Genomic DNA, 24,036 nt, shown 5'->3' with positions numbered 1-24,036 from the left:
ACGAAAGGCCCCCGTCCACGCGTGGACGGGGGCCTTTATGAATGGCTCTACAGGCGCACGCCGAGAAGCGCGTCCACCGTTCGTGTCATCAACTCCGGCGCGCCGGTGTCATCGCCCGCGCCGGACAGCGCGGCCTCCGCCCACGCGTCCACGACCGACAGCGCGGCCGGAGCGTCCAGATCGGTGGCGAGGGCCTCGCGCACCGCGCCGAGCAGGCCCGCGCCGGACGGCCCGGACGGCGCGGCGGCCGCTTCCCGCCACCGGGCCAGCCGCTGCTGGCCCTGCTTGAGCACGTCGTCGGTCCAGTCCCGGTCGGCGCGGTAGTGCCCGGAGAGCAGGCCCAGCCGGACCGCCATCGGGTCCACGCCGTCGCCTCGCAGCCGGGAGACGAAGACCAGGTTGCCGCGCGACTTCGACATCTTCTCGCCGTCCAGGCCGATCATGCCGGCGTGCACGTAGTGCGCGGCGAACGGCTCCGCCCCGGTGAGCACCTCGGCGTGCGCCGCCGAGCACTCGTGGTGCGGGTAGAGCAGGTCACTGCCGCCGCCCTGCACGTCGATCGTGTCGCCGAGCAGGTCGAGCGCGATGGTGGCGCACTCGATGTGCCAGCCGGGACGGCCGGGGCCGAGCTCGCCACCGTCCCACACCGGCTCGCCGTCGCGCGCGCCGCGCCACAGCAGCGGATCGAGCGGGTCGCGTTTGCCGGCCCGGTCCGGGTCGCCGCCGCGCTCGGCGGAGAGCACGGTCATCTCCTCGCGCGACAGGTGCGACTCGTAGCCGAACCGGGGCGCGGCGGAGATGTCGAAGTAGACGTCGCCGGTGCCGTCGCCGAGACGGTACGCCGCGCCTTTCCCGACCAGCTCGACGACGTGCTCGACGATTCGCGGAATGGACTCGACGGCGCCGACGTAGTGCGCGGGCGGGATGATCCGCAGCGCTTCCATGTCCTCCCGGAAGAGGGCCGTCTCCCGCATCGCCAGAACGATCCAGTCCTCGCCGTCCCGCTCGGCACGCTCCAGCAGCGGGTCGTCAATGTCAGTCACATTCTGCACATAACGGACATCATTTCCGGCGTCCCGCCACATACGGTTGACCAGATCGAAGGTGATCATCGTGGCGGCGTGACCGAGATGGGTGGCGTCATACGGTGTGATGCCACAGACGTACATCGTCGCGCTGCCGGCCGGCGTGCTGGGCCGCACCGACGCCCGCGCCGTGTCGTACAACCGCAGCGGCGACCGCGCGGGCGAATCCGGCAGGGTGGGTACGTCGTGGCCGGTCCATGCATCCATGAGGGGAGCCTAGCCAGCGGCCCCGCACGCCACCCGGGGGCGTGAGCTAAACCTCAAGGTTCCGGCCGTCCTAGATCGGCGGCCACGGGATGGCCGGCCAGTCCGTGGGAGGCCGGGGAAACCGCGCGGCCCGCAGCAGCCGTTTCACCCGCAGCGCGGCATGCTGCACCTCGGCGACCGTCAGGTGCTCCTCGAGCGCCTCGCCGAGCGGCCCGGTCAACTGCTCGGCGAGGCGGGTGAGCACCGCCGTGCCCTCGTCCGGCAACGGCTTGCCGGTCCAGCCCCACAGGACCGTGCGCAACTTGTTCTCCACGTGGAAGCTGACCCCGTGGTCCACCCCGTGCAGCCCGCCGGTCGCCGGGTAGAGCACGTGCCCGCCCTTGCGGTCCGCGTTGTTGATCACCGCGTCGAGGATGGCCAGCCGGGCCAGGCGCGGATCGTCGGCATGGGCCAGAGCGAACGCGTCGCCGTCGTCGTCGCGCGCCGCCGCCACCGGAAACCAGCCGGGCGGCACGTCGTAGGCCGGAACGAACCCGATCAGCGCGGGCGCCTGCTCCGGCTCGTCGATCCAGAGCTGCAGCGCCCCCGGGCCGAGCGGCCCGTCCCGCAGGATGGTGGGCGGCACCAGGTCCCACCCGGTGGCCCGGGACACCAGGTAGGCCGACACCTCACGGCCGGCGAGCGTGCCGTCCGGGAAGTCCCACAGCGGGCGCTCGCCGCGCACCGGCTTGTAGACACAGCGCCGGGTCAGCCCGTCCAGGCTGATCTCGGCGCGCAAGGTGGTGTTGGAGGCGTCGACGAGCCGCCCCTCGATCTCGATCCGCCCGCGCCCGAGCAACTCGAGCGCGTCGGCCTCGGCCAGCACTGACGTGGGCTCCGCCGTCACCGGTGGTAACCGTTGTGCCGGGGACAGAGGTGCCCGGCCGGGTCGAGCGGCTGACCGCAGAGCGGGCACGGCGGCCGGCCGGCGGCCACCACCCGGCGGGCCCGGTCGATGAACGCGCGGGTCGCCTCGGGAGTCAGCCGCACCCGCAGCCGGTCCAGATCGTCGTCGGGCTCCTCGTCGTCCTCGGAGTCCTCGTCGTCCTCGTCGTCCTCGAGCGGGCTGCCGGAGAGGTCGCTGTCGGGCTCGCCGGCCTCGATCGCCTCGATCACGACAGTGCCGGTGTCCACGTCGAAGGCCAGACCCAGGGTGCCGACGCGGAACTCCTCGTCGACCGGGGTGTCGAGCGGCTCGTTGTCGTGCACGGCCGGCAGCGCGGCCTCCGGCAGGGTGACGCCGAACCTCTTGTTCGCCTCGAGGAGCAACTCCTCCAGCTTCTCGGCGAGCAGCGACACCTGGACCTTCTCCAGCGCGACGCTGATCACCCGGCCGCCACCGCGGGCCTGGAGATAGAAAGTGCGGTCCCCCGGCTCGCCCACCGTCCCGGCGACGAACCGCTCCGGCGGCTCGAAGGCATGCACTTGGTGGGTCATGCCGACAACCCTAGCCATCCGCGGCGGCAACCGCGCGGGCCAAGGTCCCCGGTTCGCCGAGGGCGCAAACGAGTCCACGCTGCGACTATGCGCCGATCACGGAGCGTTGTCAGACGCCGCCTCCGGCGCCGCCACCCACAGCCGCGTCGCTCTCCGCGGCCTTCTCCCGGCCCCCGGTTCTCGGCGGTACGAGCGAACCCAGCTCACCGGTCTCGTTGAGGCGCACCACGAACGGCCGCCCGGCCGTGTACCGGATCGCCGTGATCGACGCCGGATCGGCCACGATCCGCTGGAACTGGTCCAGGTGCAGACCGAGGGCGTCGGCCACGACTGCCTTGATCACGTCGCCGTGACTGCACGCCAGCCAGACCGCGTCCGGGCCGTGCTCGGCGGTGATCTTCGAGTCCCAGGAGCGGACCGCGGCGACCGCCCGCGCCGACATCGCCGCCATCGCCTCGCCGTTCGGGAAGACGACGGCGCTCGGATGGTGCTGGACCACCTGCCAGAGCGGCTCCTTCGCCAGGTCCTTGAGCCGGCGGCCCTCCCAGTCGCCGTACCCGCACTCGGTCAGGCCCTCCTCGAGCGCCGGCTCGGCGTCCGGCGCCGCCAGGCCGACCGTCTGCCGGCAGCGGATCAGCGGGCTGGAGACGACCGCGGCCAGCGGCAGCCCCCCGATCCGGCCGGCCACCCGGGACGCCTGGGCGCGGCCGGCGTCGTCGAGCTCGACCGGACGGCGGCCGGCCAGCTCACCGGAGGCGTTCGCGGTCGTCCGGCCGTGCCGGAGCAGCAGCACGGTGGCCACTACCGGGCCACACCGGACTCGGCGAAGGCCTCGGCCACGATCCGCAGCGTCCGCAGGCCACTCTCCAGATCACCCACGTACGGGCTGATCGACAGCGTGCCGACGCCGGCCGCCGCGTACTCCTCGATCCGCTTCCGCACCTGCTCCCGGGAGCCGATGATCGAGGTGCGCTCGATGAACTCGCGCGGCACCGCGGCCGCCGCCTCCGCCGGTCTCCGGCTCAGATAGAGGTCCTGCACCAGCTTCGCCTCGTCGGCGTAGCCGAGCCGGACCGCCAGGGCGTTGTAGAAGTTCTGCTCCCGGCTGCCCATCCCGCCGACGTACAGGGCCGCGTACGGCCGGATCACGTCGGCGCACGCGTCCAGGTCGTCGCCGATCGCCACCGGCACACCGGCCACCACGTCGAACCCGGACAGCCCGAGGCCCCGCCGGGCCCGGCCGGCCGCGATGTGCCGCAGGTGGTCGCCGGCCGCGTCCGGCGCCACGAAGATCCCCAGCCAGCCGTCGGCGATCTCACCGGCCAGCTCCAGATTCCTCGGGCCGACCGCGGCCAGGTAGACGGGAATCCCGGTACGCGCCGGGCGGAAGCCCAGCTTGAGCGGCTTGCCGGCGCCGCCCGGCAGCGGCAGCGTGTAGTGCTCGCCCTGATAGGACACCGGCTGCCGGGACAGCGCCTGCCGGACGATGTCCACGTACTCCCGGGTGCGGGCCAGCGGCTTGGCGAACCGCACACCGTGCCAGCCCTCGGACACCTGCGGGCCGGAGACGCCCAGGCCCAGCCGGAACCGCTTGCCGGACAGAGTGTCCAGAGTGGCGGCGGTCATCGCGGTCATCGCCGGGGTCCGCGCCGGGATCTGCATGACGGCCGCGCCCAGGTCGATCCGCTCGGTCTGGCCGGCGATCCAGGCGAGCATGCTCACCGTGTCCGATCCGTACGCCTCCGCGGCCCAGACCACGGAGTAGCCGAGCCGGTCCGCCTCCCGTGCCATGGCGAGATGGTCGGCGGGGGTGCTCCACGCCGTCTGGTAGCCGAGACTGAGTCCGAGCCGCACCGAACCGCCCTCCCGAGATCTTGATGAGTCCCGGGCAAGCCTACTGACCGGTGGCCGACCCGTTTCGGTCCGGTAACCGACCCGCCCGGCTGATGCTCGAGCATTTCGCGAATGGTGTGGCCTGAATAAGGTTCACTCATGCATCAGCGACCGCTCGGCCGAAGCGGGCTAGCGGTTTCGCGGCTCGCGCTCGGCACCATGACCTGGGGCCGGGACACCGACCCCGACGACGCGGCGGATCAGCTGAAGATCTTCCTGGAGGCGGGCGGCACGCTTCTGGACACCGCCGACGTGTACGGCGACGGCGACGCCGAGTCGGTGATCGGCTCCCTGCTCGACCACCTGGTGCCCCGCGACGAGGTGGTGATCGCCACCAAGGCCGGCCTCACCCCGCACCGCTACCGTCCGCGCGACGGCTCCCGGGGCAACCTGCTGCGCTCCCTCGACGCGTCGCTGCGCCGGCTCGGCACCGACTACGTCGACCTGTGGCAGGTGCACGGCTACGACGCGCAGACCCCGTTCGAGGAGACCCTGGCGGCGCTCGACCACGCGGTGGCCAGCGGCCGCGTCCGCTACGTCGGGGTGTCCAACTTCGCCGCCTGGCAGACCGCGCGGGCCGCCACCTGGCAGGCGGCCTACCCGGGCCGGGCGCCGATCGTGGCCGCCCAGATGGAGTACTCCCTGCTCGAACGCGGTATCGAGCGGGAGATCCTGCCGGCCGCCGCCGCCCTCGGCTTCGGGGTGCTGGCGTGGTCGCCGCTGGGCCGCGGCGTGCTCACCGGCAAGTACCGCAACGGCCGGCCGCTCGACTCCCGGGCCGCCTCCGAGCACATGGCCCCGTTCGTGCGGACCTATCTGGAACCGCGCAGCTCCAGCATCGTCGAGGCGGTGGTCACCGCGGCGAGCGGCCTGAGCGTGTCCCCGCTCGAGGTGGCGCTCGCCTGGATCCGCGACCGTCCCGGCGTGGCCGCCGCGATCCTGGGCGCCCGCACGGCCGGTCAACTGGAGGGCGCGCTGCGCAGCGAGCACCTCACGCTGCCCGCGGAGATCGCCTTCGCCCTCGACGACGTCTCCGCCATCGAGGTCGGCTACCCCGAACGTGAGGGCGCCAGCCACCCCCACAGCCCCTACGACTGACGATCCCCGTCGAACCGCGGCGGGCCCACCAGAGGCACCACCTGGTGACGGGTCCTCGACCGCGGTGACCCGGGGCGCCGGCGCCTGCGGTGAGAGGTGCGGTGCCGCCCCGCTTCGCCGGGCACCGAGCACGGAGGACAAGAATAGCCGCTGGTCAGCGCTTGTCGGAGACCCTGGAGCGGGTGCAATCTAGACGCCATGGACTACGAATACGCGCCGCTCCGGTTGCCTTCGAATGTCGATCGTCTGACCGCGGCGGCGCAGCTCGCCATACAGGCCGAATTCTCCGGCTGGGAGCTGGCCAGGGTTCAGCTCTTCGCCGACGGGAGCCGCAAGGTGATGCTGCGGCGCCGCCTGCAGCCGACGCCGCAGCCCGGCCTCAGTTACTGACAGGGCCCGCCCGCTCCCGCGGACGGGCCCTGGTCCGTCAGTGGTGGTGGTGACCGGCGTGGTCGTGGTCGTGGTCGTCCTCGTCGGGCAGGAACGGGTGCTCGTCGAGCCGGCCGACCAGCATGTCGCCCTCGACCGGGGCGAACGGGCCACTGCCGTCCGCGTCGTCGAAGGCCTCCAGGTCGAGCGGCTTGGCCACCTCGGTGACGGTGAGCAGGCCGTCCAGCGGCTCCAGCTCGGGCACGTCGAGGGAGGCGAGCGACCCGTCGCCGGCCTGCAGCAGCTCGAGCACGGCCTCGCCGACGGACTCGACCGGGCCGGCGTCCTCGTCCTCGGGGACGGAGCTGCGCCGGGCGGCCTCGGCGACCCGCAGCAGTGCGGAGACGCTGGGCACCCGGTAGTCACGGCGCTGCCGGACCGAGACGACCTGCGGGTGCGGGTCGGCGCCGGCCGCGCCACCGGACTCGGCGAGCTGGCCGAACCTGCGGTCGGCCTCGTCCGGGTCGATGGCCTCGACGTCCCACGGCGTGACTTCGCCGAAGGCGTCGAGCAGCTTCTCGTCGTACGCGAAAGAGGCGTTGTTGAGGTCGACGTACGCCTGCCAGACGTCGTCGTCGTCGATGCGGCCCGCGGCCACCTTGACGGCCGCGAGGTGCGCCCGCGCCGCCTCGACCACCCGCTCGAGGGCCTCGTCGAGCTCGGCGTTCTGGTCAGTCATGGAATTGGGGGTCCTTCCGATTTCAGCTGTTTCGGAGCAAACGATCGAGCACACGCACGCCGAACTTTAGTCCCTCCACCGGAACTCGCTCGTCGATGCCGTGGAAGAGCGCACTGAAGTTGAGATCCGGAGGCAGGCGCAGCGGCGCGAACCCGAAGCAGCGGATGCCCAGGGTGGCGAAGGCCTTGGCGTCGGTGCCCCCGGACATCAGGTAGGGCACGGTGCGCGCGCCCGGGTCCTCGGCTCGCAGCGCGGCGCCCATGGCGTCGACCAGCGCCCCGTCGAACGAGGTCTCCACGGCCGGCTGCTGGTGCACGTGCTCGATCTCCAGGTCCGGCCCGATCACCTCGCGCAGCTCGCGCAGGAACGCGTCGGCGTGGCCCGGCAGGGTCCGGCAGTCGATGGTGGCCGACGCCCGGCCCGGGATGACGTTGTCCTTGTAGCCGGCTTCCAGGCGGGTCGGGTTGGCGGTGTTGCGCAGGGTGGCGCCGATCAGGTTGGCGATCGGGCCGAGTTTGGCCACCGCGAGCTCCGGCTCGTCCGGGTCCAGTTCGATCTCCAGAGCCTCGCTGACCTGTTCCAGGAAGGACCGTACGGTCGGGGTGACCACGGTCGGGAACCGGTGCCGACCGACCCGCGCGACGGCTTCGGACAGCGCGGTGACGGCGTTGTCGTCGTGGATGAAGGAGCCGTGACCGGGCCGCCCGGTGGCGTGCACCCGCAGCCAGTCGAGCCCCTTCTCGGCGGTTTGGACGAGGTAGAGCCGCAGGTCGTCGTTGACCGTGTACGAATAGCCGCCGACCTCGCCGATCGCCTCGGTGCAGCCGTCGAACTCGTCCGGGTGGTTGCGGGCCAGCCACTGGGAGCCGTACTCCATGCCGGCCTCCTCGTCGGCGGTGTAGGCCAGGACGATGTCGCGCGGCGGGACGTAGCCGGTGCGCTTCCACTCGCGGACGACGGCCAGCACCATGGCGTCGAAGTCCTTCATGTCGACCGCCCCGCGGCCCCACAGGTAGCCGTCCTTCTCCTCACCGGCGAACGGCGGCGCCGACCACTCGCTCGCGTCGGCCGGGACCACGTCGAGGTGACCGTGGACGAGCAGCGCGCCCCGCGCGGGGTCGGCGCCGGGTATCCGGGCGATCAGGTTGGCCCGTCTCGGCGCCGACTCCAGCAGCCGAGACTCGATCCCGACCTCACCCAGCTTCTCCGCGACGTACTCCGCGGCGGCCCGCTCCCCCACGGTGGTCCGCTGATCGCCGGTGTTGGTGGTGTCGATGCGCAGCAGGTCACGGCAGAGCCCGGTGACCTCCCTCTCGGCGGTGGTGTCCATCCGCCCTTCTTACCAGCAGCCGGTCACGGAGGTTTGGCCGGTGAGCCGGGACGGGTATCGGGACGGCCGTGTCCGACGTGAACCTTCCCCCGCTTCCGCCGACCGGCGGCGAGACCTCCGGTCGCAGCATCGTCGACGTGGTCGGCGAGCAGCACCGGCAGATCCTCGCCCTGACCGAGCGGCTGAGGTCGGAGCCCGGCGACCCGCGGGTCGTCTCCGTGCTGGTCGCCACCGTCTCCCGGCATCTGAGCGCCGAGGAGCAGTATCTCTATCCGGCGGTGCGGGCCGCGGTGCCCGGCGGCGACCGGATCGCCGACCGGGAGCTGGCCGAGGACGCGCTGCTGCTGCGCCTGCTGAGCGACGGGGACGTGCGGGAGTTCGGCGCCGCGATCGAGCGGCACGTGGCGGCCGACGCCGGGGAGCTGCTGCCGTTGCTGGAGCAGATGGTGTCCGCGGAGGATCTGGTGCGGCTGGGCAACCGGTTCGAGACGGCCGAGGAGGCGGCGCCGACCCGTCCGCATCCGGCAACGCCGTCGTCACCGCCGTGGAACAAGGTGGTGGACCCGATCGTCGGTGTGGTGGACAAGGTCCGGGACGCGGTCACCGCGCGCACCACGTACGTACGCGATCTGTAACAAACGCGGGATCGCGTGGGGTAAGTGCCCTTCGTCCTGTTCGTTCATACGTTTGTCACAGGTTGCCGATCATTCCACGGCTCCTGGACTAGCGTTCGATCCCGTTCTAGTCCTAACGTCACGCTATGAACCTCGAGCTGCGGCATCTGAAGGTGGTCTGCGCCATCGCGGAGACCGGCAGCGTGACCAAGGCCGCGTCACAACTCGGCCTTGCCCAGCCTGCGCTCACCGCCCAACTTCAGCGGATCGAGCGCACTCTGGGTGGCCCGCTGTTCGACCGTGACCGCCGGGGGGCGCGCCCCACGGCCCTGGGGGAGCTGGTGCTGTCCCGCGCCAGGGTTCTGCTGCCAGCCATGAAGGGCCTGCAGGACGAGGCGGCCCGGCTGGCCGCCGGCGGCGGGCACGACACGATGAGCAGGTACCGGATCGGCGCGATCAGCGGCCCCGTGGTGGCCCATCTGGTGCACCGCCTGTCGGCCACCCAGCCGGAGGCGCAGATCTCCACGCACGCGTCGTACTACATCTCCGAGCTGTCGAACATGGTGCTCGCCGGCAAGCTGGACTACGCGCAGGTGGGCGTCTGCGGCGACGCCATCCCCTCGGCGGAGTACGGGCTGGTCTGGGAGACGATCGGCATCGACGCGGTCTGCGTGCTGATGCCGGAGGACCACCCACAGGCCAAGAACATGGAGGTCGACCTCTCCGACCTGGCCGACGAGCACTGGGTGGCCGGCGCCGGCGACGGCTGTTTCGGCGACTGTTTCGCCGCGGCGTGCGCCCGCGCCGGGTTCGCCCCGCGCCGGGTGCTCGAGTCGGATGTCCGCAACTGCATCGACATGGTGGAGCTGGGCTCCGCGATCGGTCTGTGCCAGCCCACCTTCCGGGCTCCGGCCGGGCTGGTCAGCCGTCCGCTGATGGGTGCGCCGCTGCGCTGGCGGATGATCCTCGGCTGGCACCCGGACTCCCAGGCGGCCCGCAGCGCGCCCATCCTGATGGGTCACGCGCAGGAGGCGTACCAGGAGACCCTGGCCCGCAACGAGAACTACATGGAGTGGATCCGTACGCAGACCCACCTGGGTGGGGGCAGCAGCCAGCTCGCCGCGGCCTGAGACGGATCGAGGGGGCAGCGCCCCCTCGATCCGGGCGGTCAGGCGGCCGTCGTGACGGCCACGTCGAAGGTGAGCGAGCCGTCGCGGGCGTCCACCCGGACCGTACGGCCGGGGGCGAGATCGGCGGCGAGCAGCATCCTCGACAGCCGGTTGTCCAACTCCCGCTGGATGGTCCGGCGCAGTGGCCGGGCCCCGAACTCGGGCTGGAAGCCCCGCTCGGCCAGCCAGTCCACCGCCGCCGAGGTGATGTCCAGGGTGACGTCCTGGGCGTGCAGGCGCCGGCGGGTCTCCTCGAGCAGCATCTCGGTGATCCGGTGCAGTTGGCCGCTCTCCAGCTGCCGGAAGATGATGATCTCGTCGATCCGGTTGATGAACTCGGGCCGCAGCTGTTCCTTGAGCCGCCGGTCGAGCCGGTCGCGCAGTTCCTCGTCGGGCGAGCGGCCGGTGTCCGCGCCGCCGAAGCCGACGCTGCGGGTGCTGCCGTTGATCAGGTCGGCCCCGAGGTTGCTCGTCATGATCAGTACGGTGTTCTTGAAGCTGACGGTCCGTCCCTGGCTGTCGGTGAGCCGCCCGTCGTCGAGCACCTGCAGCAGCACGTTGAAGACGTCCGGGTGCGCCTTCTCGATCTCGTCCAGCAGCACCACGCTGTACGGCCGCCGCCGCACCGCCTCGGTGAGCTGTCCCGCCTCGCCGTAGCCGACGTATCCGGGCGGCGCCCCGACCAGCCGGGACACCGTGTGCCGCTCCTGGAACTCGCTCATGTCCAGCCGGATCATCCGGTCCGGCTCGCCGAACAGGGCTTCGGCCAGTGACCGGGCCAGCTCGGTCTTGCCGACGCCGGTGGGGCCGAGGAACAGGAAGCTGCCGACCGGCCGGTCCGGGTCGCCCAGTCCGGCCCGGGACCGGCGGACCGCTTCGGCGACCGCGCCGACCGCTTCCTCCTGGCCGATGACGTGCTCGTGCAGGTGCTGTTCGAGGCGGAGCAGACGGTCCCGTTCGGCCTCGGTGAGCTGGGCCACCGGGATGCCGGTGGACCGCGACACCACCTCGGCGATCTCGTCCGGCGTCACCTGCGGCACCCCTACGGCGCCCGCGCCGTCGCCGGCCAGTTCCGCCTTCAGCGAGTTGATCTGGTCGCGCAGCTCGGAGGCCTGCTCGTAGTGTTCGGCGGCGACCGCCTGGTCCCGGTCCCGGGAGAGCTGCTCGAGGCGGCGCTCCAGCTCGCGGCGGTTGGCGTCCGGCGTCTTGGTGCGCAGCCGGACCCGCGCGCCGGCCTGGTCGATCAGGTCGATCGCCTTGTCCGGCAGGAACCGGTCGGTGAGGTACCGGTCGGACAGCACGGCCGCCGCGTCCAGCGCCTCGTCGGTGATCCGGACCTGGTGGTGGGCCTCGTAGTTGTCGCGCAGCCCGCGCAGGATCCCCACGGTGTCCTCGACGCTCGGCTCGCCGACCAGCACCGGCTGGAAGCGCCGGGCCAGGGCCGCGTCCTTCTCGATGTTCTTCCGGTACTCGTCGAGCGTGGTCGCGCCGATGACGCGCAGCCGCCCGCGGGCGAGGGCCGGCTTGAGCATGTTGCCGGCGTCCATGCCGCCGCCCTCGCCGCCACCGCCCACGCCGACCACGGTGTGGATCTCGTCCATGAAGACGATCAGGTTGTCGCCGGAGGCCTGGATCTCGTCGATGACCTTCTTCAGGCGCTCCTCGAAGTCGCCGCGGTACCGGGTGCCGGCGACCAGCCCGGCCAGGTCGAGCTGGACGACCCGCTTGTCCTGGAGGGTGAGCGGCACCTCGCCGTCCACGATCCGCTGGGCCAGGCCCTCGACGATCGCGGTCTTGCCGACGCCGGCCTCGCCGATCAGCACCGGGTTGTTCTTGGTGCGGCGGGACAGGATCTCGACGGCCTGCTCGATCTCGTCGGCCCGCCCGATCACCGGGTCGATCTCGCCGCGCCGCGCCGACTCGGTGAGGTCCACGCCGAACTGCTCCAGGGTGGGGGTGGGTGCCGCGGGGCTGTGCGTGGCGCCGGACGGTTTCGGCAGCTCGCTGTGGTGCGGGATGGAGCGCGGGTCGACGATCCGCCCGGCCAGCAGGCGGCCGGCCGCGGAGTCGGTGTTCAGCCCGAGCGCCATCAGGATGTGCTCGGGGCCGATGTAGGAGGCGCCGACCGCCCGGGAGATCTGCAGGCTGTCCAGCAGTGCCCGCTTGGCCGCCGGGGTCAGCGCGACACTGTCCGGCAGGTCTCTGGTGGCGTCCGCCGGGCGGCCCATCTCGGCGAGCAGCCGCTCCGGGTCGGCGCCGGCCCGGCGTACGGTCTGCTTCATCGCCTCCTGCTGGAGCAGCGCCCAGAGCAGGTGATCGGTGTCCAGGTCGGCCGGCCGGCCCACGCCTCCGGCCAGTTCGGCGGCCCGGCGTGCCGCATCGGCGAGCACCTGCCGGGCGTCGTTGCTCATGTAACGCGCGATGTCGAAACGCTGCGCCGACCGGCGCGGCTCGGCCGCACCGAAGAAGCGCGCGAACAGGTCGTCCCACTGGCCGGGCCCAGCCGGCCCGAACGCTCCGATGCTCATCTGTCTCTCTTCTCCTGGTACCTCGGGCCGGAGTCCCCGCAGGGCTACCCGGCCGCCTGGACGGCAAACTCCCGCCGCCCGAGGGTTAGAACCGCGTGAACCACCCCGGCGATTCCCGGATCACGCGAAAACTTGACTCCAGTAGGCTCAACTTCATGTCGGTTCCCTCGGATCCACCCTTCCTGACCCCGGAGTTCTTGGCGCCCGATTCCGGCGACCCCGGCGTCCCGCTGATCGTCGTGGACGGGGCGAACGTGGTGGGCTCCGTCCCGGACGGCTGGTGGCGGGACCGGGCGGGCGCGGCGGAGCGGCTCCGTGACCGCCTGGCGGCGGTGCCCGCCGCCGGCCTTCCGGACGTCCCGGCCCCCGTCGAGGTGGTCCTGGTGGTCGAGGGCCGGGCACGCGACATCCCGCGGGCTCCGGGCGGGGTGCGCGTGGAGCGCGCCACCGGCTCCGGCGACGACAAGATCGTTGATCTGGTACGCGGAACGGCCGCCACCAGGCGCACCATCGTCGTGACCGCCGACCGCGGCCTCCGCGACCGGGTCACCGCCCTGGGCGCCGAGGTCCGCGGCCCGTCCTCGGTCCCCCGCTGACCCTCTTCGGCTGACCCCCGGCCGGGGGCGTTTCGTCACCCTGGCGGCGGGTGTTCGCGACGCTTCGCACATGACCACCGGCCACCCCTCTCTCCATTGTGGATCTTCGTCCGATACGATCCCACCTGCGCGATCTTCGGTCGCGCCGGGGAAACCCGCGGTTGTGCCGTGCCTGGCAGGGTCTGCCAAAACCGGGCGACCGAGGACAGCCATACCGGAACCGGGCGGTAGGCTGGGACCGCAAGCCGTGAAACCCGCACAGGAGGCTGCCCGGGTGGCCAGTGTCGCCGAACTCAGAGCTGCCGTGGAGGCCGCGCTTCAACAGGTCACCGAGGCACAGCAGGCGATAGAGGCGGCGAAACAGAAGATCGGCGAGGCCCAGCAGAGCCTGGCCGCCGCCCTCGACGGCAGCGGCAACGAAGCGGTCAGCGCCGCCCACGCCTCGCTGTCGCACGCCGAGCAGCAGTTGGAGGACGGGTTCAACGCCACCGTGGCCGCGGTCGAACAGGCGCACACCTACACGGCGAACCTCTGACGCGATGTCGCTGCTCCAGGAACTCGGCGCCCAGATCCGCGCCACCTCCGACGACCTGCCGACGGGCCTGGTCACGATGGCGATGGAGAAACTGCGCGCCGCCACCGAGCTGATGCGCTGGGTCCAGGAGGAGTCCAGTCAGGACATCGGCGTGGCCCGGCTCGCCCACGCCACCGAGCACGTGGAGACCACGGCCGCCGCCCTGCGCGGCACCCAGGACGCGGTGGAGAGATATCTCGCGGTCCTCGGCCTGGCCGGCGTCCCCGGCGCCCCCGCCGGCCAGGAGTGGCGCGAGGGCCTGCGCCGGGAGGAGGAGCGCCCGCGCCCGGAGCGGACCGAGACGGCCCCTTCGGTGCAGACGCTGGGCCCGTGGTGGCAACGGCGGGTCGCCGAACTGACCGGGGAGAACCCGCCCGGCGAGCGCTCCGGCTCCGGCGAGTCGCCGGACTCCTCGGAGCTGCTGCGCCGGATCGCGGCCGGCGTCCGCTCCGGTGACCGGGCCAGGCTCGGGCGCGAGCTGCACGCGGTGAACGCCTCGACCGGCCTGGGCCTGTCGGCGGTCACTCCCCCGGTGCTGCACCGGCTGGCCGGCGACCTGCTCGGCCACGATCCCCGCCCGGAGGACGTGCCACGACTGCGGACCGCGGCCGAGGGCCGGGTGCGGGCGCTGCTGCCCGGCACCGAACCGCACGTGCTGGAGACCCTCCTGATGCGGATCTGCCGGGTGCCGGTGAAACAGCAGCAGGAGAAGCGCGGCGACCGGCCGGCCGGGCACCCGGCCGACAGCGCGGTGACCGCGAGCGTGCTGACCGGGGTGCTGCTGGCCCGGCTCGGCCGGGACGTGGGCGCCCTCGACCCGGACGCGCCGGAGCCGGCCCGGTCCCGGCCCCGGCCCGCCGGCCGGGAGGAGCAGCGGTGAGCCGCGCCCGGGTTTCCGTAACTGCGACGATGCCGGCAGGTCATGGCTGAATCCACCAAGCACCGGGTGATGGAGATCCGCGCCGGGCTGTCCCACGCGCTCGGCGCCGCGCAGGTCGCGCTCTCCCGGGCGCAGGAGGCCCTGGCGGAGGCGGAGGCCCGGTACCGCCGGGTCAGCGCCGCCGCGACAGCGCGTAAACGGAAACTGAGCGCGACCCGGGACGAGCGCATCCGCGAGATCGATGCCTGGCACGACACCGAGCTGGCGGCGCTGGCCGGGGCGGCGGCCGCCGCGGCCGACCGGGCGGCCCCGGGCGCGGCCGGCGAGCCGTGGCACAGCTGGGAGCCCACGCCGCTGGACACCGCCGCGGAGCTGCGGGTCGGCCGGCTCATGCTGCCCGAGGCACCGGTGCCGTCCCCGGTCCGCACCGAGCGCCCGGACCCGGCCGGCGCGGACACCTGGGCCGGTGGCGCGTGGGCCGGCGCGCCCGGCGAGGTCACCGAGCCGCAGGCCGGGCCGGAGAGCGGACAGCCGCCGGTGGCCGGGCCGGTCCCGGAGGACGGGCCGCCCGAGGTGCCGGCCCTGGTGCCGCTGCTCGACCACGGGCACATCGTCATCGACGGCGACCGGCGGGCCGGTGACGACGTGGCGGCCGGGCTGCTGCTGCGCGCGCTCGGCACCAGCACGCCCGGGCACCTGAAGATCATCGGGTACGACCCGGAGAGCCTGGGCGGTGGTCTGGCCGGATTCGCGCCGCTGGCCACCGCCGGGGTGCTGACCTTCGTCGGCCCGGGCGGTCTGGAGAAGCTGCTGGACGAGCTGGTCGGGCACGTACGGCGGGTCAACGAGACGGTGCTGGCGGGTGAGTACTCGTCGTTGCGCGAGCTGCACCGGGCCACCCGGCGCCGGCCCGAGCCGTGGCGGGTGGCGGTGCTGCTCGGCGGCGGCGAGCTGTCCCGGCACGAGCGGTCCCAGCTGGACCGGCTGCTGCGTACCGGGGCGGCGTGCGGGGTGCACCTGGTGATCCGGGGGCTGTCCGTGCAGCCGGGCCCGGGGATCGAGGTCGTGGTGGCGGCCTCCGGCGACGGCGCCCGGATCGGAAGCGCCGGCGACCTGCCGGTACGGCTGGATCCCGGCCCGCCGCCATCCGTGGTGACCGCGACCTGCCGGCAGATCGCCGAGGCGGTCGCCGCCGGGCCGGCGCCGGTCGCGCTGGACAGCCTGCTGCCGGTCTCCGGCGAGGAGTGGTGCGAGGAGTCGGCGACCGGGCTGACCGCCCCGCTCGGTGACAGCCCGCAGGGCGCCCGGGTGCTGGTCACGCTGAGCGACTATCCGCCGCATGCGCTGATCGCCGGGCCGTCCGGCACCGGCAAGACCAACTTCATCTACGCCTGGATGGGGGCGCTGGCGGCCCGCTACTCCCCCGGAGAGCTGGCCTTCTACCTGCTCGACTTCAAGGAGGGGGTGTCGTTCGCCCGGTTCGCGCCGGGCCGGCGGGACCCCACGTGGCTGCCGCACGTACGCCTGGTGGGGGTGAACGTCAACACCGACCGTGAGTTCGGTCTGGCGCTGCTGCGGTTCCTCAGCGGCGAGCTGCGGCGCCGTGCCGACGCCGCCAAGCAGCACGAGGTCACCAACCTGGCCGAACTGCGGGCCGAGGACCCGGGCGGGTCGTGGCCGCGGATCGTCGCGGTGGTCGACGAGTTCCAGGTGCTGCTGGCCGGGCGGGACACCGTCGCCGCCGAGGCGGTCGACCTGCTGGAGGACCTCGCCCGGCGGGGCCGGTCGCAGGGCATCCATCTGATCCTGGCCAGCCAGGACGTGTCCGGCATCGAGGCGTTGTGGGGGCGCCCCGCGCTGGTCGCCCAGTTCAGCCTGCGGATCGCGCTGCCCCGGGCCCGCCGGGTGCTCGCCGAGACGAACGCGGCGGCCGACTCGCTGCCCCGCTACCACGCCGTGGTGAACGCGGACTCCGGCGCCACCGAGGCGAACCGGGTGGTCCGGGTGCCGGCGGCCGGCGACCGGGAGCAGTGGGCCGCCCTCCAGCACCGGCTGTGGCGGCGGCGCCCGCCCGGCGACGCGCCGCCCCGGCTGTTCGACGGTGACGTGATCCCGAAACTGGCCGACAGCCCGGACTTCCGTGCGCTGCGGGCCACCGAGTCGCCGGCCGCGCCGATCGCCCTGCTCGGCGAGACCATCGACGTGACGGCCCGGTCGGCGCGTACCGTGCTGCGGCGCGCGCCCGGCCGCAACCTGGCCGTGCTCGGCACCCGGGTGGACGAGGCGTGCGCCGTGCTGGCGACCGCGGGCCGCTCCCTGGCCGCGCAGTTCACCCCGGAGGGGGCCCGGTTCTCGGTGGTCTGCCTGGATCCCGACGCCCGGGCGTCCGCGGAGGCACTGCACGCGCGGATCCCGGACTGCGGGTGGTACGACGCGGAGAACGTGGACTGGCTGCTGGAGGACGCCGCCGCGGAGGCGACCGCCGCGTGGCCCGCCGACCGCCCGCACTTCATCCTGATCTACGCGGCCGACGCGCTGCCCGGCGGCAAGGCGGCCGGCGACCAGTTGCGCACCGTCCTGCGGCAGGGGCCGGAGCGGCGGCTGCACGTGCTCGGCTGGTGGCGGGGGGCCGGCCTGCTGCGGGACAGCCTCGGCGGGCACGCCGCCCGGACCGACGCGATCGGCTCCTGGGTGGCCCTGGACGTGCACGGCAGCGAACTGTCGCCGTACTACCCGGGGACGGGCGCGCCGAACTGGTACCCACGCCCGTGGCGGGCCCTGCATTTCGACCGCTCGGTGCATCGTGGCGCCGAGGTGATCATCCCCTACGGAAATTCATGAGCGACGCGACCCGCAGCGACGCGACCCGGAGCGACGCGGAGGCGGCATGAGCGAGCTGGAGCCGGCGGACTTCGAGCGGGCCGACTACCGGACCGTCCTGCGCCGCCTCACCACCCTGGACGAGCGGGCGGCCACCCTGCGCGAGGAGGCGCAGCGCTGGCACACCGAGCGCCGGGCCGCCGCCGAGGCCGCGGTCCGGGAGGCGGCCGGGCAGCTGGACGACGCCGAGCGTGAGGTCCGCCGGGCCCGGCGCGACCTGGAGCACGTGGACGCCCGGGCGGCCGGTCTGTGGTCGGAGTTCGTGCACCGGGTCGGGCCCGCCGCGGAACGGTTCGGGCGTACCCTGCCGCCGGCCAGCATCCCGCGGCAGCGCGGCGACCGGGATGCGGCGGACTATCTGGACGAGGTGGAGAGCCGGGTCAAGTACACGCCACCGGCCCGGCCGATCACCTTCGGCACCAAGTTCCTCTTCGGGCTGCTGGGGCTGGCCGGCGGGCTGCTCGGGGTGACCGGCAACCTGCTGGTCCGCCGGACCGGGGAGGCGGCCGGCGGCGAGTGGCAGCAGGCCGCGCCGGTGGTGGCGCTGCTGGTGCTGCTCTGCTGCCCGGTTCTGGCCGTGGTGACGGCGAAGCTGATCGCCGACCGCCGTGGCGCCGGCCTGGACACGGCCGCCGTCGTGACGGTTCTCGGCACCGGCCTGCTGACGGCCGCGCTGTTGTTCAGCGCGGTTCAGCTCGCCCAGCCGAGCTGACCCGCCGCGCCGCCTCCTCGCGGAGGGCGGCCGGCACGTCGGGCCCGGTGTCGCCGCCGCCGTGGGCCTCGTCGTACTCGTAGTCGCCGGTCTGCTCGACCGGATCGTCGGTCTGCTGTTCGTCGGGTGTGTCCGTCATGAGACGGAAGGTACCCGGGTATGTGGGTTGCATGTTGTGGATCGGGACGTCGGGTTGGCAGTACCGGGACTGGCGGCCGCCGAAGGGGTCCGGCGGCGCCGGATTCCTGTACCCGGCCGGGCTGCCGCAGCGGGCCTGGCTGGAGCACTATGCGGAACGGTTCGCCACGGTCGAGGTGAACAACGCCTTCTACCGGCTGCCGGAGCGGTCGACCTTCGCGCGGTGGCGGGAACGGACGCCGGACGGCTTCGTGGTGGCGGTCAAGATGAGCCGCTTCCTGACGCACGTGAAGCGGCTGCGGGAGCCGGCCGAGCCGGTGGCCCGGTTCCTGGAGCGGGCGTCGGCGCTCGGCGACCGGCTGGGCCCGGTGCTGCTGCAGCTGCCGCCGACGCTGCGGGCCGATCTGGACGCCCTGGACGCGACTCTGTCGGAGTTCCCGAAGGGGGTACGGGTGGCGGTGGAGCCGCGGCACGACAGCTGGTTCAGCCGTGACTGCGAAGGCCTGCTGCGCCGGCACGGGGCCGCTCTCTGCTGGGCCGACCGTCGTGGGCGGCCGGTCGCCCCGCTCTGGCGGACCGCGGATTTCGGGTATCTGCGCCTGCACGAGGGGGCCGCGAACCCGTGGCCGCGGTACGGCCGGGCGGCGCTGCGTTCGTGGCTGGATCGCTGCGGCGTACCGGAAATGTTTGTGTTCTTCAACAACGATCCGGGTGGCGCCGCCGTGATCGACGCCGGTGTGATGGCCACCGAAGCCGAGCGGCGCGGCCTTGAAATCAGCCGGGTTCCGCGAGTGCGGGCGCGCCGGTAAACGGTTGCAGAATTGCGCATGTGTGGCGGCCGCCACCATTTTCGAAAGTGACACCGCCGGGTTTTCGTGTGCGTGCCGAATACCGGGCCCGCCGGTTGGACGGGCCCGGTCTGTCGTCAGCTGGCCCGGCGCTCGCGGACCTGCTTGCAGTTGACGCACGAGGTGGCCGAGGGGAACACCTCCAGCCGCTCCACCGGGATCGGCTTCGAGCAGCCCTCACAGTTCCCGTACGTCCCCTCGTCGAGCCGGTGCAACGCGTGCTCCGCCTGGGTCCGCCGGTCCAGCAACGTCCTCAACAGCGAGGTCGCGGCGTCGCGCTCGGCCGTCTTCGATCCGCTGTCGGCCTGGTCGTCGCCGGCCGCGTCGCCGATCTCGACCAGCCGAAGCCGGGTGTTCTGGGCGACGGCCTCTTCGTACTCGGTGTTGAGCTCCTCGAATCGGCTCTGCAGGATCACCCGGATCTGCTCGATCTCCTCGACCGAGCGCAGCCCCTTCGCCGTGCTCGCGCCCTTACCCGCAACAACCGCTCCGTTGACGAGCATGCAGTCCCCCTGCCCTTCCCTCAGCCCCAGCCGGTGGCCATCCGCCGGGTCACCCTCGCCCCCGGCCGGCTCCGCGTGTGGAGCCGGTCGATACCCACCGCCGGAGATCCCAAACGGGACCCCCGCGAAAAAGTAACCGGAGCATAACTGTCAGTGGTGGGATCCGCCACGGACTCGGCACGCGGGTCTTGTGCCGAGGGTCACCAGTCGGTCACGACGAGCGCTGGGCGCTTCGGGTCGTCGAGACGAACGACCACGTCAGCGAAGGTTTCCGGGGCCACCTCGGCGGCGTAGCGGTGGTACGCCGGAAGAGTCCAGGCGGCCTCCGGCGGGGTACGCCGGGCCAGCGCCGCCGGGGACAGCTCAAGGTGGACGGAGAAATCGAACGGCAGCCCCGAGCCGAGCAACAGCGGCCCGCTGACCAGCACGATCGCGCCCGGCGGGAGCTCCTGGTAGGGGTACCGGGCGGCCCGGTCGGCCGCCGCGTCCCAGAGACGGCCGACGATCCGGCCCGATCCGCCCGGTCCCGCCGGGGCGAGAACCTCGCGGATCAGCCCGGCGTCGTCGAACCAGCCGGTGTAGAACGAGTCCGGATTGGTGCGCCCGAACTCCAGGCGCACCGATGCCGGCCGCAGGAAATCCCTGGTCGCGACCCGTGCCACCGGGCGGCCGCGAACCCTCAGCGGGTCGACCAGGGCATCGGCCAGACGGGCCGGATCGGCGGCATCCGCCCCGTCGACGGCCACCCGGAGTCTATTGTCGGATTCCCGACTGGCGAGGCGGTCGGCGAGATCCTCGACAAGGGAGGGGAAGGCGACGGGGCGAACCCGCATGGATCAGTCACTCTTGTTCGCGACGGTGGAGATCATGCGGGAAACCTACTCTCCGGCGCCCCTCGACGCCGGTCGCGAAGAAGAGTCAATCGTGCGGCAGGATCACCACGCGCGCGTCGTCGGCCAGCCGGTAGCCCACGCCGTACACCGTGGTGATGAGCGGGAGCTGCCCGCCCAGCTTGAGCCGGAGCCGCCGGACGTGCACGTCCACGGTGCGCTCGCCGGCCCGCTCGTAACCCCACACGGCGGCCAGCAGCTGCGCCCGGGTGAACACCCGGCGGGGCCGCTCGGCGAGGTACTGGAGGAGGTCGAACTCGAGACGGGTGAGCTGCAGCGCCTCCCCGTCCAGCAGCGCCTGGCGCGACGAGGTGAGCAGGCGCACCTCCGGCCCCTCCGGAAGACCCTCGGCCTCGCCTGCGGACGGCTCGGGGGCCTCCGCGGACGGGGCCTGCTCGACGGTGACCGTCCCCCTGCTCAGTTCGACGAGCTCGCGGACCGCGGCGAGCAGCCGGTGCGCCTGTGGCGATATCACGTCACCGGTGAGCGGAATGGCGAGCGTCACGGTCAGCGCGGGTTCGGCGGAACGACGGCCGGAGCCCCGGCCCGGTCCGGCGGAACGACGATCGGCTCGCGGCGACAATGCGCTGACCGGCATTGGTGTATCCCCCAGAATTTGCTGCGGCAAGCGAATATGACTGATCACTGTGCGTAAAGCGGGGACGATATTTCCCGCCCGCACGATCGCGGGTCAAGTCGCCAACCACAGTGTGGGAAGGACGTTCCATATTGTCGCGCATCACACAAATGCATTCCGGGAACGTTTTCTGTCAGCCTCATTAAACGTTGCCGAACGCGGGTAGTGCTGAAACGTGACACAGCTCGACGCAGAGACCATCGCCTTCGCCCACCGGATGTTCGATCTGGCCCGGTCCGGGGCGACCACCGCACTCGCCGCCCAGGTGGACGCGGGACTGCCCGCGAACCTCACCAACGACAAGGGCGACACGCTGCTGATCCTGGCGGCCTATCACGATCACGCCGGCACCGTGGCGGCGCTGCTGGAGCGGGGCGCCGACCCGGAACGGGCCAACGACCGGGGCCAGACCGCACTGGCCGCGGCGGTGTTCCGGCGGAATCCGGAGACCGTCCGGATTCTGCTCGGCGCGGGCGCCGACCCGCGGACCGCCGTCGCGACGGCGGAATTCTTCAACCTGCCCGAGATGACGGAACTGCTGGGGCGCCGCCAGGACGGCGCCCCGGGAGAGAAACCTCTCAGCCGCCCGACGTGAGACGCCGGCCGACGGCCGCGATGAGCCGGTCCAGCTCCGAACCGAACGGGTTGTCGTGCACCAGGTAGGTCCAGGTGGCGCTGGGCCGGACGATCTCCGCCCGGTCCGGCTGCCACCCGTCGGTCAGGTCGACCTCGAGGAAGGTCTCGATGGTGCGCGCCTCGACCTGGGTGAGCAACTCCTGGAACGCCGGCACGGCCGCCCGGTGGAACTCGTCCAGCGGGTCCAGCTTGCCCAGCGCCCGCAGGTGCACACCCTCGCGCACCTCGGACAGGTACGCCAGGTGCTCGGCCCACAGCCGGTCCAGGTGATAGAGAGCGATCGCGCGGGCCGCGTCGGACAGCACGTCCTCGTCGGTCTCGTCGGCCTTCTCCTTCGCCTTCTCCAGCAGCATGATCGCCGCCACCTCGGAGGTGAGCAGGCGCTCACGGCGCTCGGCCAGCAGCAGGCGCTGCTGCTCGATCACCACGCTGTACCGCCAGGTGTTCTTGTGGATCTCGTGGTTCACACCCTCGGCGACCCGCTGGGCGTGCTCCACCGCGTACTCCACCTGGGAGTCGTGCACGACGCCGTCGATGTCCATCCGCGGGGAGGCCGGCAGGATGTCGCCGGCGTGCCGGAAGACCAGCTCGTCCTCGAGGCTCACGAAGAACACCGAGCGGCCCGGGTCGCCCTGCCGGCCGGCCCGGCCACGGAGCTGGTCGTCGACGCGGCGGCTGTCGTGGCGGCCGGAGCCGATCACGTACAGCCCACCGAGCTCGACCACCTTGTCGCGGTCCTTCTCGTCGCTGCCGCCGAGGCGGATGTCGACACCACGGCCGGCCATCTGGGTGGAGACGGTGACCGCGCCGAGCGCGCCGGCCTCCGCGATGATGGCCGCCTCCTCGGCGTCGTTCTTCGCGTTCAGCACGTTGCACGGGACACCGGCGTCGGCGAGCTGGCGGGCCAGCCGCTCGGAGGCCTTCACGTCCAGCGTGCCGATCAGCACCGGCCGCCCCGACTCGTGGGCGATCTTGATCTCCTCGACCAGGGCCTCGTCGCGCATGTCGTGCGCCGAGTAGATCCGGTCGACGTCGTCCTCCCGGATGTTCGGGGTGTTCGACGGGATGACCGCCACCTCGAGCTTGAAGTACTCCCGCAGCTGCTCGCCGACGTGCACGGCGGTCGCCGTCATGCCGCACACCGTCCGGTAGAGCGCGATGAACGCCTGCACCGTGATGGTGTCCAGCACCTCGCCCTCGGCGGTGGCGGACAGGCCCTCCTTGGCCTCGACGGCCGCCTGGAGCCCGTCCGGCCAGCGGCGGCGCTGGGCCACCCGGCCGCGCATCTCGTCGATCAGCTCGACACCGCCGTTGCGGACGATGTAGTCGACGTCGCGGCGCAGCAGGGCGTGCGCGTGCAGCGCCACGTTCACCGTGGAGAGGATCTCGACCTGGTCGTCGGCGTACAGATCGATGCCGCCGAGCTTCTCCTCGATGTGCTTGAGGCCGTCGTCGGTGAACGCCACGCTGCGGCCGTCCTCGGCCACCTCGTAGTGCTTGCCCCGGCGCAGCTCCTTCATCAGGGCGGCGGCCTCGTGCACCGGATCGCTCTCCACCGAGGTGCTGCCGGCCAGCACCATCGGCACCCGGGCCTCGTCGATCAGGATCGAGTCGGCCTCGTCGACGATGCAGGTGGCCAGGTCGCGCTGCACGCGGTCGGCCACGTCGGTGACCAGCTGGTCACGCAGGTAGTCGAAGCCGGCCTCGCTCACCGAGACGTAGGTGACGTCCGCGGCATACGCCTCGCGGCGCTCCTCCGGCGTCATCGTCTCGGTCACCGAGGCGACGGTCAGGCCGAGCAGCGTGTAGATCGGCTCCATCCACTCGGCGTCGCGCTTGGCCAGGTAGTCGTTGACGGTCAGGATGTGCACCGGGCCGTTGCCGAGACGGGTGTGCCCGTACGCCGCGACGGCGGCGGTGAGCGTCTTGCCCTCACCGGTGGCCATCTCGGCGACCCGCTTGTCGAGCAGGGCCATGGCGCCGAGCAGCTGCACGTCGTACGGCCGCTGGCCGATCGCCCGGCGCGCCGCCTCCCGCCCGACGGCGCAGATCTCGGCGTAGTCGGTCGCCTCGCGGGCGGCATCGGTCAGGGCCGCGCCGTCCAGCTCCTTGAGCGCGTCCTCCCGTGCCTCGATGGCGCCGAGCCGCTTCGCCAACGGCCCGAGGTCCACCGTCGTACCGGGACGCTGGAGAAACTTACGGAACCGGCTCTTCAGCCGCTGCGACACACCCAT

At 72.6% G+C, this 24,036-nt stretch carries 24 protein-coding genes; 11 read left to right on the top strand and 13 right to left on the bottom strand.

Annotated elements, in window-relative coordinates; translation table 11 throughout:
- Window positions 1–47 precede the first annotated feature (47 nt).
- From mshC to AB0I88_RS11680, 5 genes are all read right to left on the bottom strand, one after another.
- Window positions 48–1,292 (bottom strand): cysteine--1-D-myo-inosityl 2-amino-2-deoxy-alpha-D-glucopyranoside ligase, encoded by a 1,245-nt coding sequence (mshC, locus tag AB0I88_RS11700; protein WP_361021452.1) that lies wholly within the window; start codon window positions 1,290–1,292, stop codon window positions 48–50.
- 70 nt (window positions 1,293–1,362) lie between these two features.
- Window positions 1,363–2,157: an SCO1664 family protein gene (locus AB0I88_RS11695; RefSeq protein WP_361021625.1), complete on the bottom strand. Its 795-nt coding sequence runs from the start codon at window positions 2,155–2,157 to the stop codon at window positions 1,363–1,365.
- Between the two features lie 17 nt (window positions 2,158–2,174).
- Entirely contained in the window at window positions 2,175–2,768 is a 594-nt protein-coding gene (locus AB0I88_RS11690; RefSeq protein WP_361021449.1) for a DUF3090 domain-containing protein, read from the bottom strand.
- 109 nt (window positions 2,769–2,877) lie between these two features.
- Window positions 2,878–3,570, bottom strand: coding sequence for an MSMEG_4193 family putative phosphomutase (locus AB0I88_RS11685; RefSeq protein WP_361021446.1), 693 nt, complete (start codon window positions 3,568–3,570; stop codon window positions 2,878–2,880).
- Window positions 3,570–4,622, bottom strand: a complete 1,053-nt coding sequence (locus AB0I88_RS11680) for an LLM class F420-dependent oxidoreductase (RefSeq protein ID WP_361021443.1) — start codon at window positions 4,620–4,622, stop codon at window positions 3,570–3,572. Before AB0I88_RS11680 ends, AB0I88_RS11685 begins: the two co-directional genes overlap by 1 nt.
- 138 nt (window positions 4,623–4,760) lie before the next feature.
- Between AB0I88_RS11680 and AB0I88_RS11675 the strand changes: the two genes are divergently transcribed.
- Together AB0I88_RS11675 and AB0I88_RS11670 are read left to right on the top strand one after the other, a co-directional pair.
- Window positions 4,761–5,759, top strand: coding sequence for an aldo/keto reductase (locus AB0I88_RS11675; protein WP_361021440.1), 999 nt, complete (start codon window positions 4,761–4,763; stop codon window positions 5,757–5,759).
- Window positions 5,760–5,957: 198 nt separating this feature from the next.
- Window positions 5,958–6,149 (top strand): DUF5703 family protein, encoded by a 192-nt coding sequence (locus tag AB0I88_RS11670; protein ID WP_208472072.1) that lies wholly within the window; start codon window positions 5,958–5,960, stop codon window positions 6,147–6,149.
- Between the two features lie 37 nt (window positions 6,150–6,186).
- Here the strand turns inward: AB0I88_RS11670 and AB0I88_RS11665 are convergent, their stop codons facing one another.
- Window positions 6,187–6,867 carry a hypothetical protein gene (locus AB0I88_RS11665; protein ID WP_361021437.1) on the bottom strand — a complete coding sequence of 227 codons (681 nt, stop codon included), beginning with the start codon at window positions 6,865–6,867 and terminating at the stop codon, window positions 6,187–6,189.
- A 22-nt stretch (window positions 6,868–6,889) separates the two neighbouring features.
- A complete protein-coding gene (locus AB0I88_RS11660) occupies window positions 6,890–8,197 on the bottom strand; it encodes a M20/M25/M40 family metallo-hydrolase (RefSeq protein ID WP_361021434.1) in 1,308 nt (435 codons plus the stop codon).
- A 68-nt stretch (window positions 8,198–8,265) separates the two neighbouring features.
- Here AB0I88_RS11660 and AB0I88_RS11655 point away from each other — a divergent pair, with 68 nt between their 5' ends.
- Both AB0I88_RS11655 and AB0I88_RS11650 read left to right on the top strand, forming a co-directional pair.
- Window positions 8,266–8,832: a hemerythrin domain-containing protein gene (locus AB0I88_RS11655; protein ID WP_361021431.1), complete on the top strand. Its 567-nt coding sequence runs from the start codon at window positions 8,266–8,268 to the stop codon at window positions 8,830–8,832.
- 125 nt (window positions 8,833–8,957) lie between these two features.
- Window positions 8,958–9,941, top strand: a complete 984-nt coding sequence (locus tag AB0I88_RS11650) for a LysR family transcriptional regulator (protein ID WP_361021428.1) — start codon at window positions 8,958–8,960, stop codon at window positions 9,939–9,941.
- A gap of 38 nt (window positions 9,942–9,979) precedes the next feature.
- Here AB0I88_RS11650 and AB0I88_RS11645 read toward each other — a convergent pair whose 3' ends face one another.
- Window positions 9,980–12,508 carry an ATP-dependent Clp protease ATP-binding subunit gene (locus tag AB0I88_RS11645; RefSeq protein ID WP_361021425.1) on the bottom strand — a complete coding sequence of 843 codons (2,529 nt, stop codon included), beginning with the start codon at window positions 12,506–12,508 and terminating at the stop codon, window positions 9,980–9,982.
- A 155-nt stretch (window positions 12,509–12,663) separates the two neighbouring features.
- Between AB0I88_RS11645 and AB0I88_RS11640 the strand changes: the two genes are divergently transcribed.
- The 5 genes from AB0I88_RS11640 to AB0I88_RS11620 all read left to right on the top strand — a co-directional run bounded on the left by AB0I88_RS11640 (window position 12,664) and on the right by AB0I88_RS11620 (window position 18,150).
- The gene (locus AB0I88_RS11640) at window positions 12,664–13,104 is read left to right on the top strand and encodes a hypothetical protein (protein WP_361021422.1); all 441 of its coding nucleotides are present in this window, start codon (window positions 12,664–12,666) and stop codon (window positions 13,102–13,104) included.
- Window positions 13,105–13,378: 274 nt separating this feature from the next.
- Window positions 13,379–13,639, top strand: coding sequence for a hypothetical protein (locus AB0I88_RS11635; RefSeq protein WP_361021622.1), 261 nt, complete (start codon window positions 13,379–13,381; stop codon window positions 13,637–13,639).
- A 4-nt stretch (window positions 13,640–13,643) separates the two neighbouring features.
- Complete coding sequence (locus AB0I88_RS11630; RefSeq protein ID WP_361021420.1) at window positions 13,644–14,558, top strand: hypothetical protein; 915 nt, start codon at window positions 13,644–13,646, stop codon at window positions 14,556–14,558.
- Window positions 14,559–14,600: 42 nt separating this feature from the next.
- Window positions 14,601–17,399 (top strand): FtsK/SpoIIIE domain-containing protein, encoded by a 2,799-nt coding sequence (locus AB0I88_RS11625; protein ID WP_361021417.1) that lies wholly within the window; start codon window positions 14,601–14,603, stop codon window positions 17,397–17,399.
- A 46-nt stretch (window positions 17,400–17,445) separates the two neighbouring features.
- A complete protein-coding gene (locus AB0I88_RS11620; protein ID WP_361021414.1) occupies window positions 17,446–18,150 on the top strand; it encodes a hypothetical protein in 705 nt (234 codons plus the stop codon).
- Here the strand turns inward: AB0I88_RS11620 and AB0I88_RS11615 are convergent.
- Window positions 18,119–18,289: a hypothetical protein gene (locus tag AB0I88_RS11615; protein WP_361021410.1), complete on the bottom strand. Its 171-nt coding sequence runs from the start codon at window positions 18,287–18,289 to the stop codon at window positions 18,119–18,121. The genes AB0I88_RS11620 and AB0I88_RS11615 overlap by 32 nt on opposite strands.
- Here AB0I88_RS11615 and AB0I88_RS11610 point away from each other — a divergent pair.
- Window positions 18,288–19,097, top strand: a complete 810-nt coding sequence (locus AB0I88_RS11610) for a DUF72 domain-containing protein (protein WP_361021407.1) — start codon at window positions 18,288–18,290, stop codon at window positions 19,095–19,097. The genes AB0I88_RS11615 and AB0I88_RS11610 overlap by 2 nt on opposite strands.
- Window positions 19,098–19,213: 116 nt before the next feature.
- On the opposite strand, the gene AB0I88_RS11605 is transcribed toward AB0I88_RS11610, so the two are convergent.
- The 3 genes from AB0I88_RS11605 to AB0I88_RS11595 all read right to left on the bottom strand — a co-directional run bounded on the left by AB0I88_RS11605 (window position 19,214) and on the right by AB0I88_RS11595 (window position 21,127).
- Window positions 19,214–19,639 carry a TraR/DksA C4-type zinc finger protein gene (locus AB0I88_RS11605; RefSeq protein WP_361021404.1) on the bottom strand — a complete coding sequence of 142 codons (426 nt, stop codon included), beginning with the start codon at window positions 19,637–19,639 and terminating at the stop codon, window positions 19,214–19,216.
- A gap of 200 nt (window positions 19,640–19,839) precedes the next feature.
- Entirely contained in the window at window positions 19,840–20,472 is a 633-nt protein-coding gene (locus AB0I88_RS11600; protein ID WP_361021401.1) for a uridine kinase, read from the bottom strand.
- Window positions 20,473–20,557: 85 nt separating this feature from the next.
- On the bottom strand, window positions 20,558–21,127 hold the full coding sequence (locus AB0I88_RS11595; RefSeq protein ID WP_361021398.1) for a winged helix-turn-helix domain-containing protein: 570 nt from the start codon (window positions 21,125–21,127) through the stop codon (window positions 20,558–20,560).
- Window positions 21,128–21,383: 256 nt separating this feature from the next.
- Between AB0I88_RS11595 and AB0I88_RS11590 the strand changes: the two genes are divergently transcribed.
- The gene (locus AB0I88_RS11590) at window positions 21,384–21,761 is read left to right on the top strand and encodes an ankyrin repeat domain-containing protein (RefSeq protein WP_361021619.1); all 378 of its coding nucleotides are present in this window, start codon (window positions 21,384–21,386) and stop codon (window positions 21,759–21,761) included.
- On the opposite strand, the gene secA2 is transcribed toward AB0I88_RS11590, so the two are convergent.
- Window positions 21,745–24,036, bottom strand: coding sequence for an accessory Sec system translocase SecA2 (gene secA2 / locus AB0I88_RS11585; RefSeq protein ID WP_361021395.1), 2,292 nt, complete (start codon window positions 24,034–24,036; stop codon window positions 21,745–21,747). The two genes, AB0I88_RS11590 and secA2, sit on opposite strands and share 17 nt — an antisense overlap.

The organism is Actinoplanes sp. NPDC049802, from assembly GCF_040656595.1.
In the GTDB taxonomy this organism is placed as follows: domain Bacteria; phylum Actinomycetota; class Actinomycetes; order Mycobacteriales; family Micromonosporaceae; genus Actinoplanes.
This window is presented reverse-complemented; position numbering and strand designations above follow the sequence as displayed.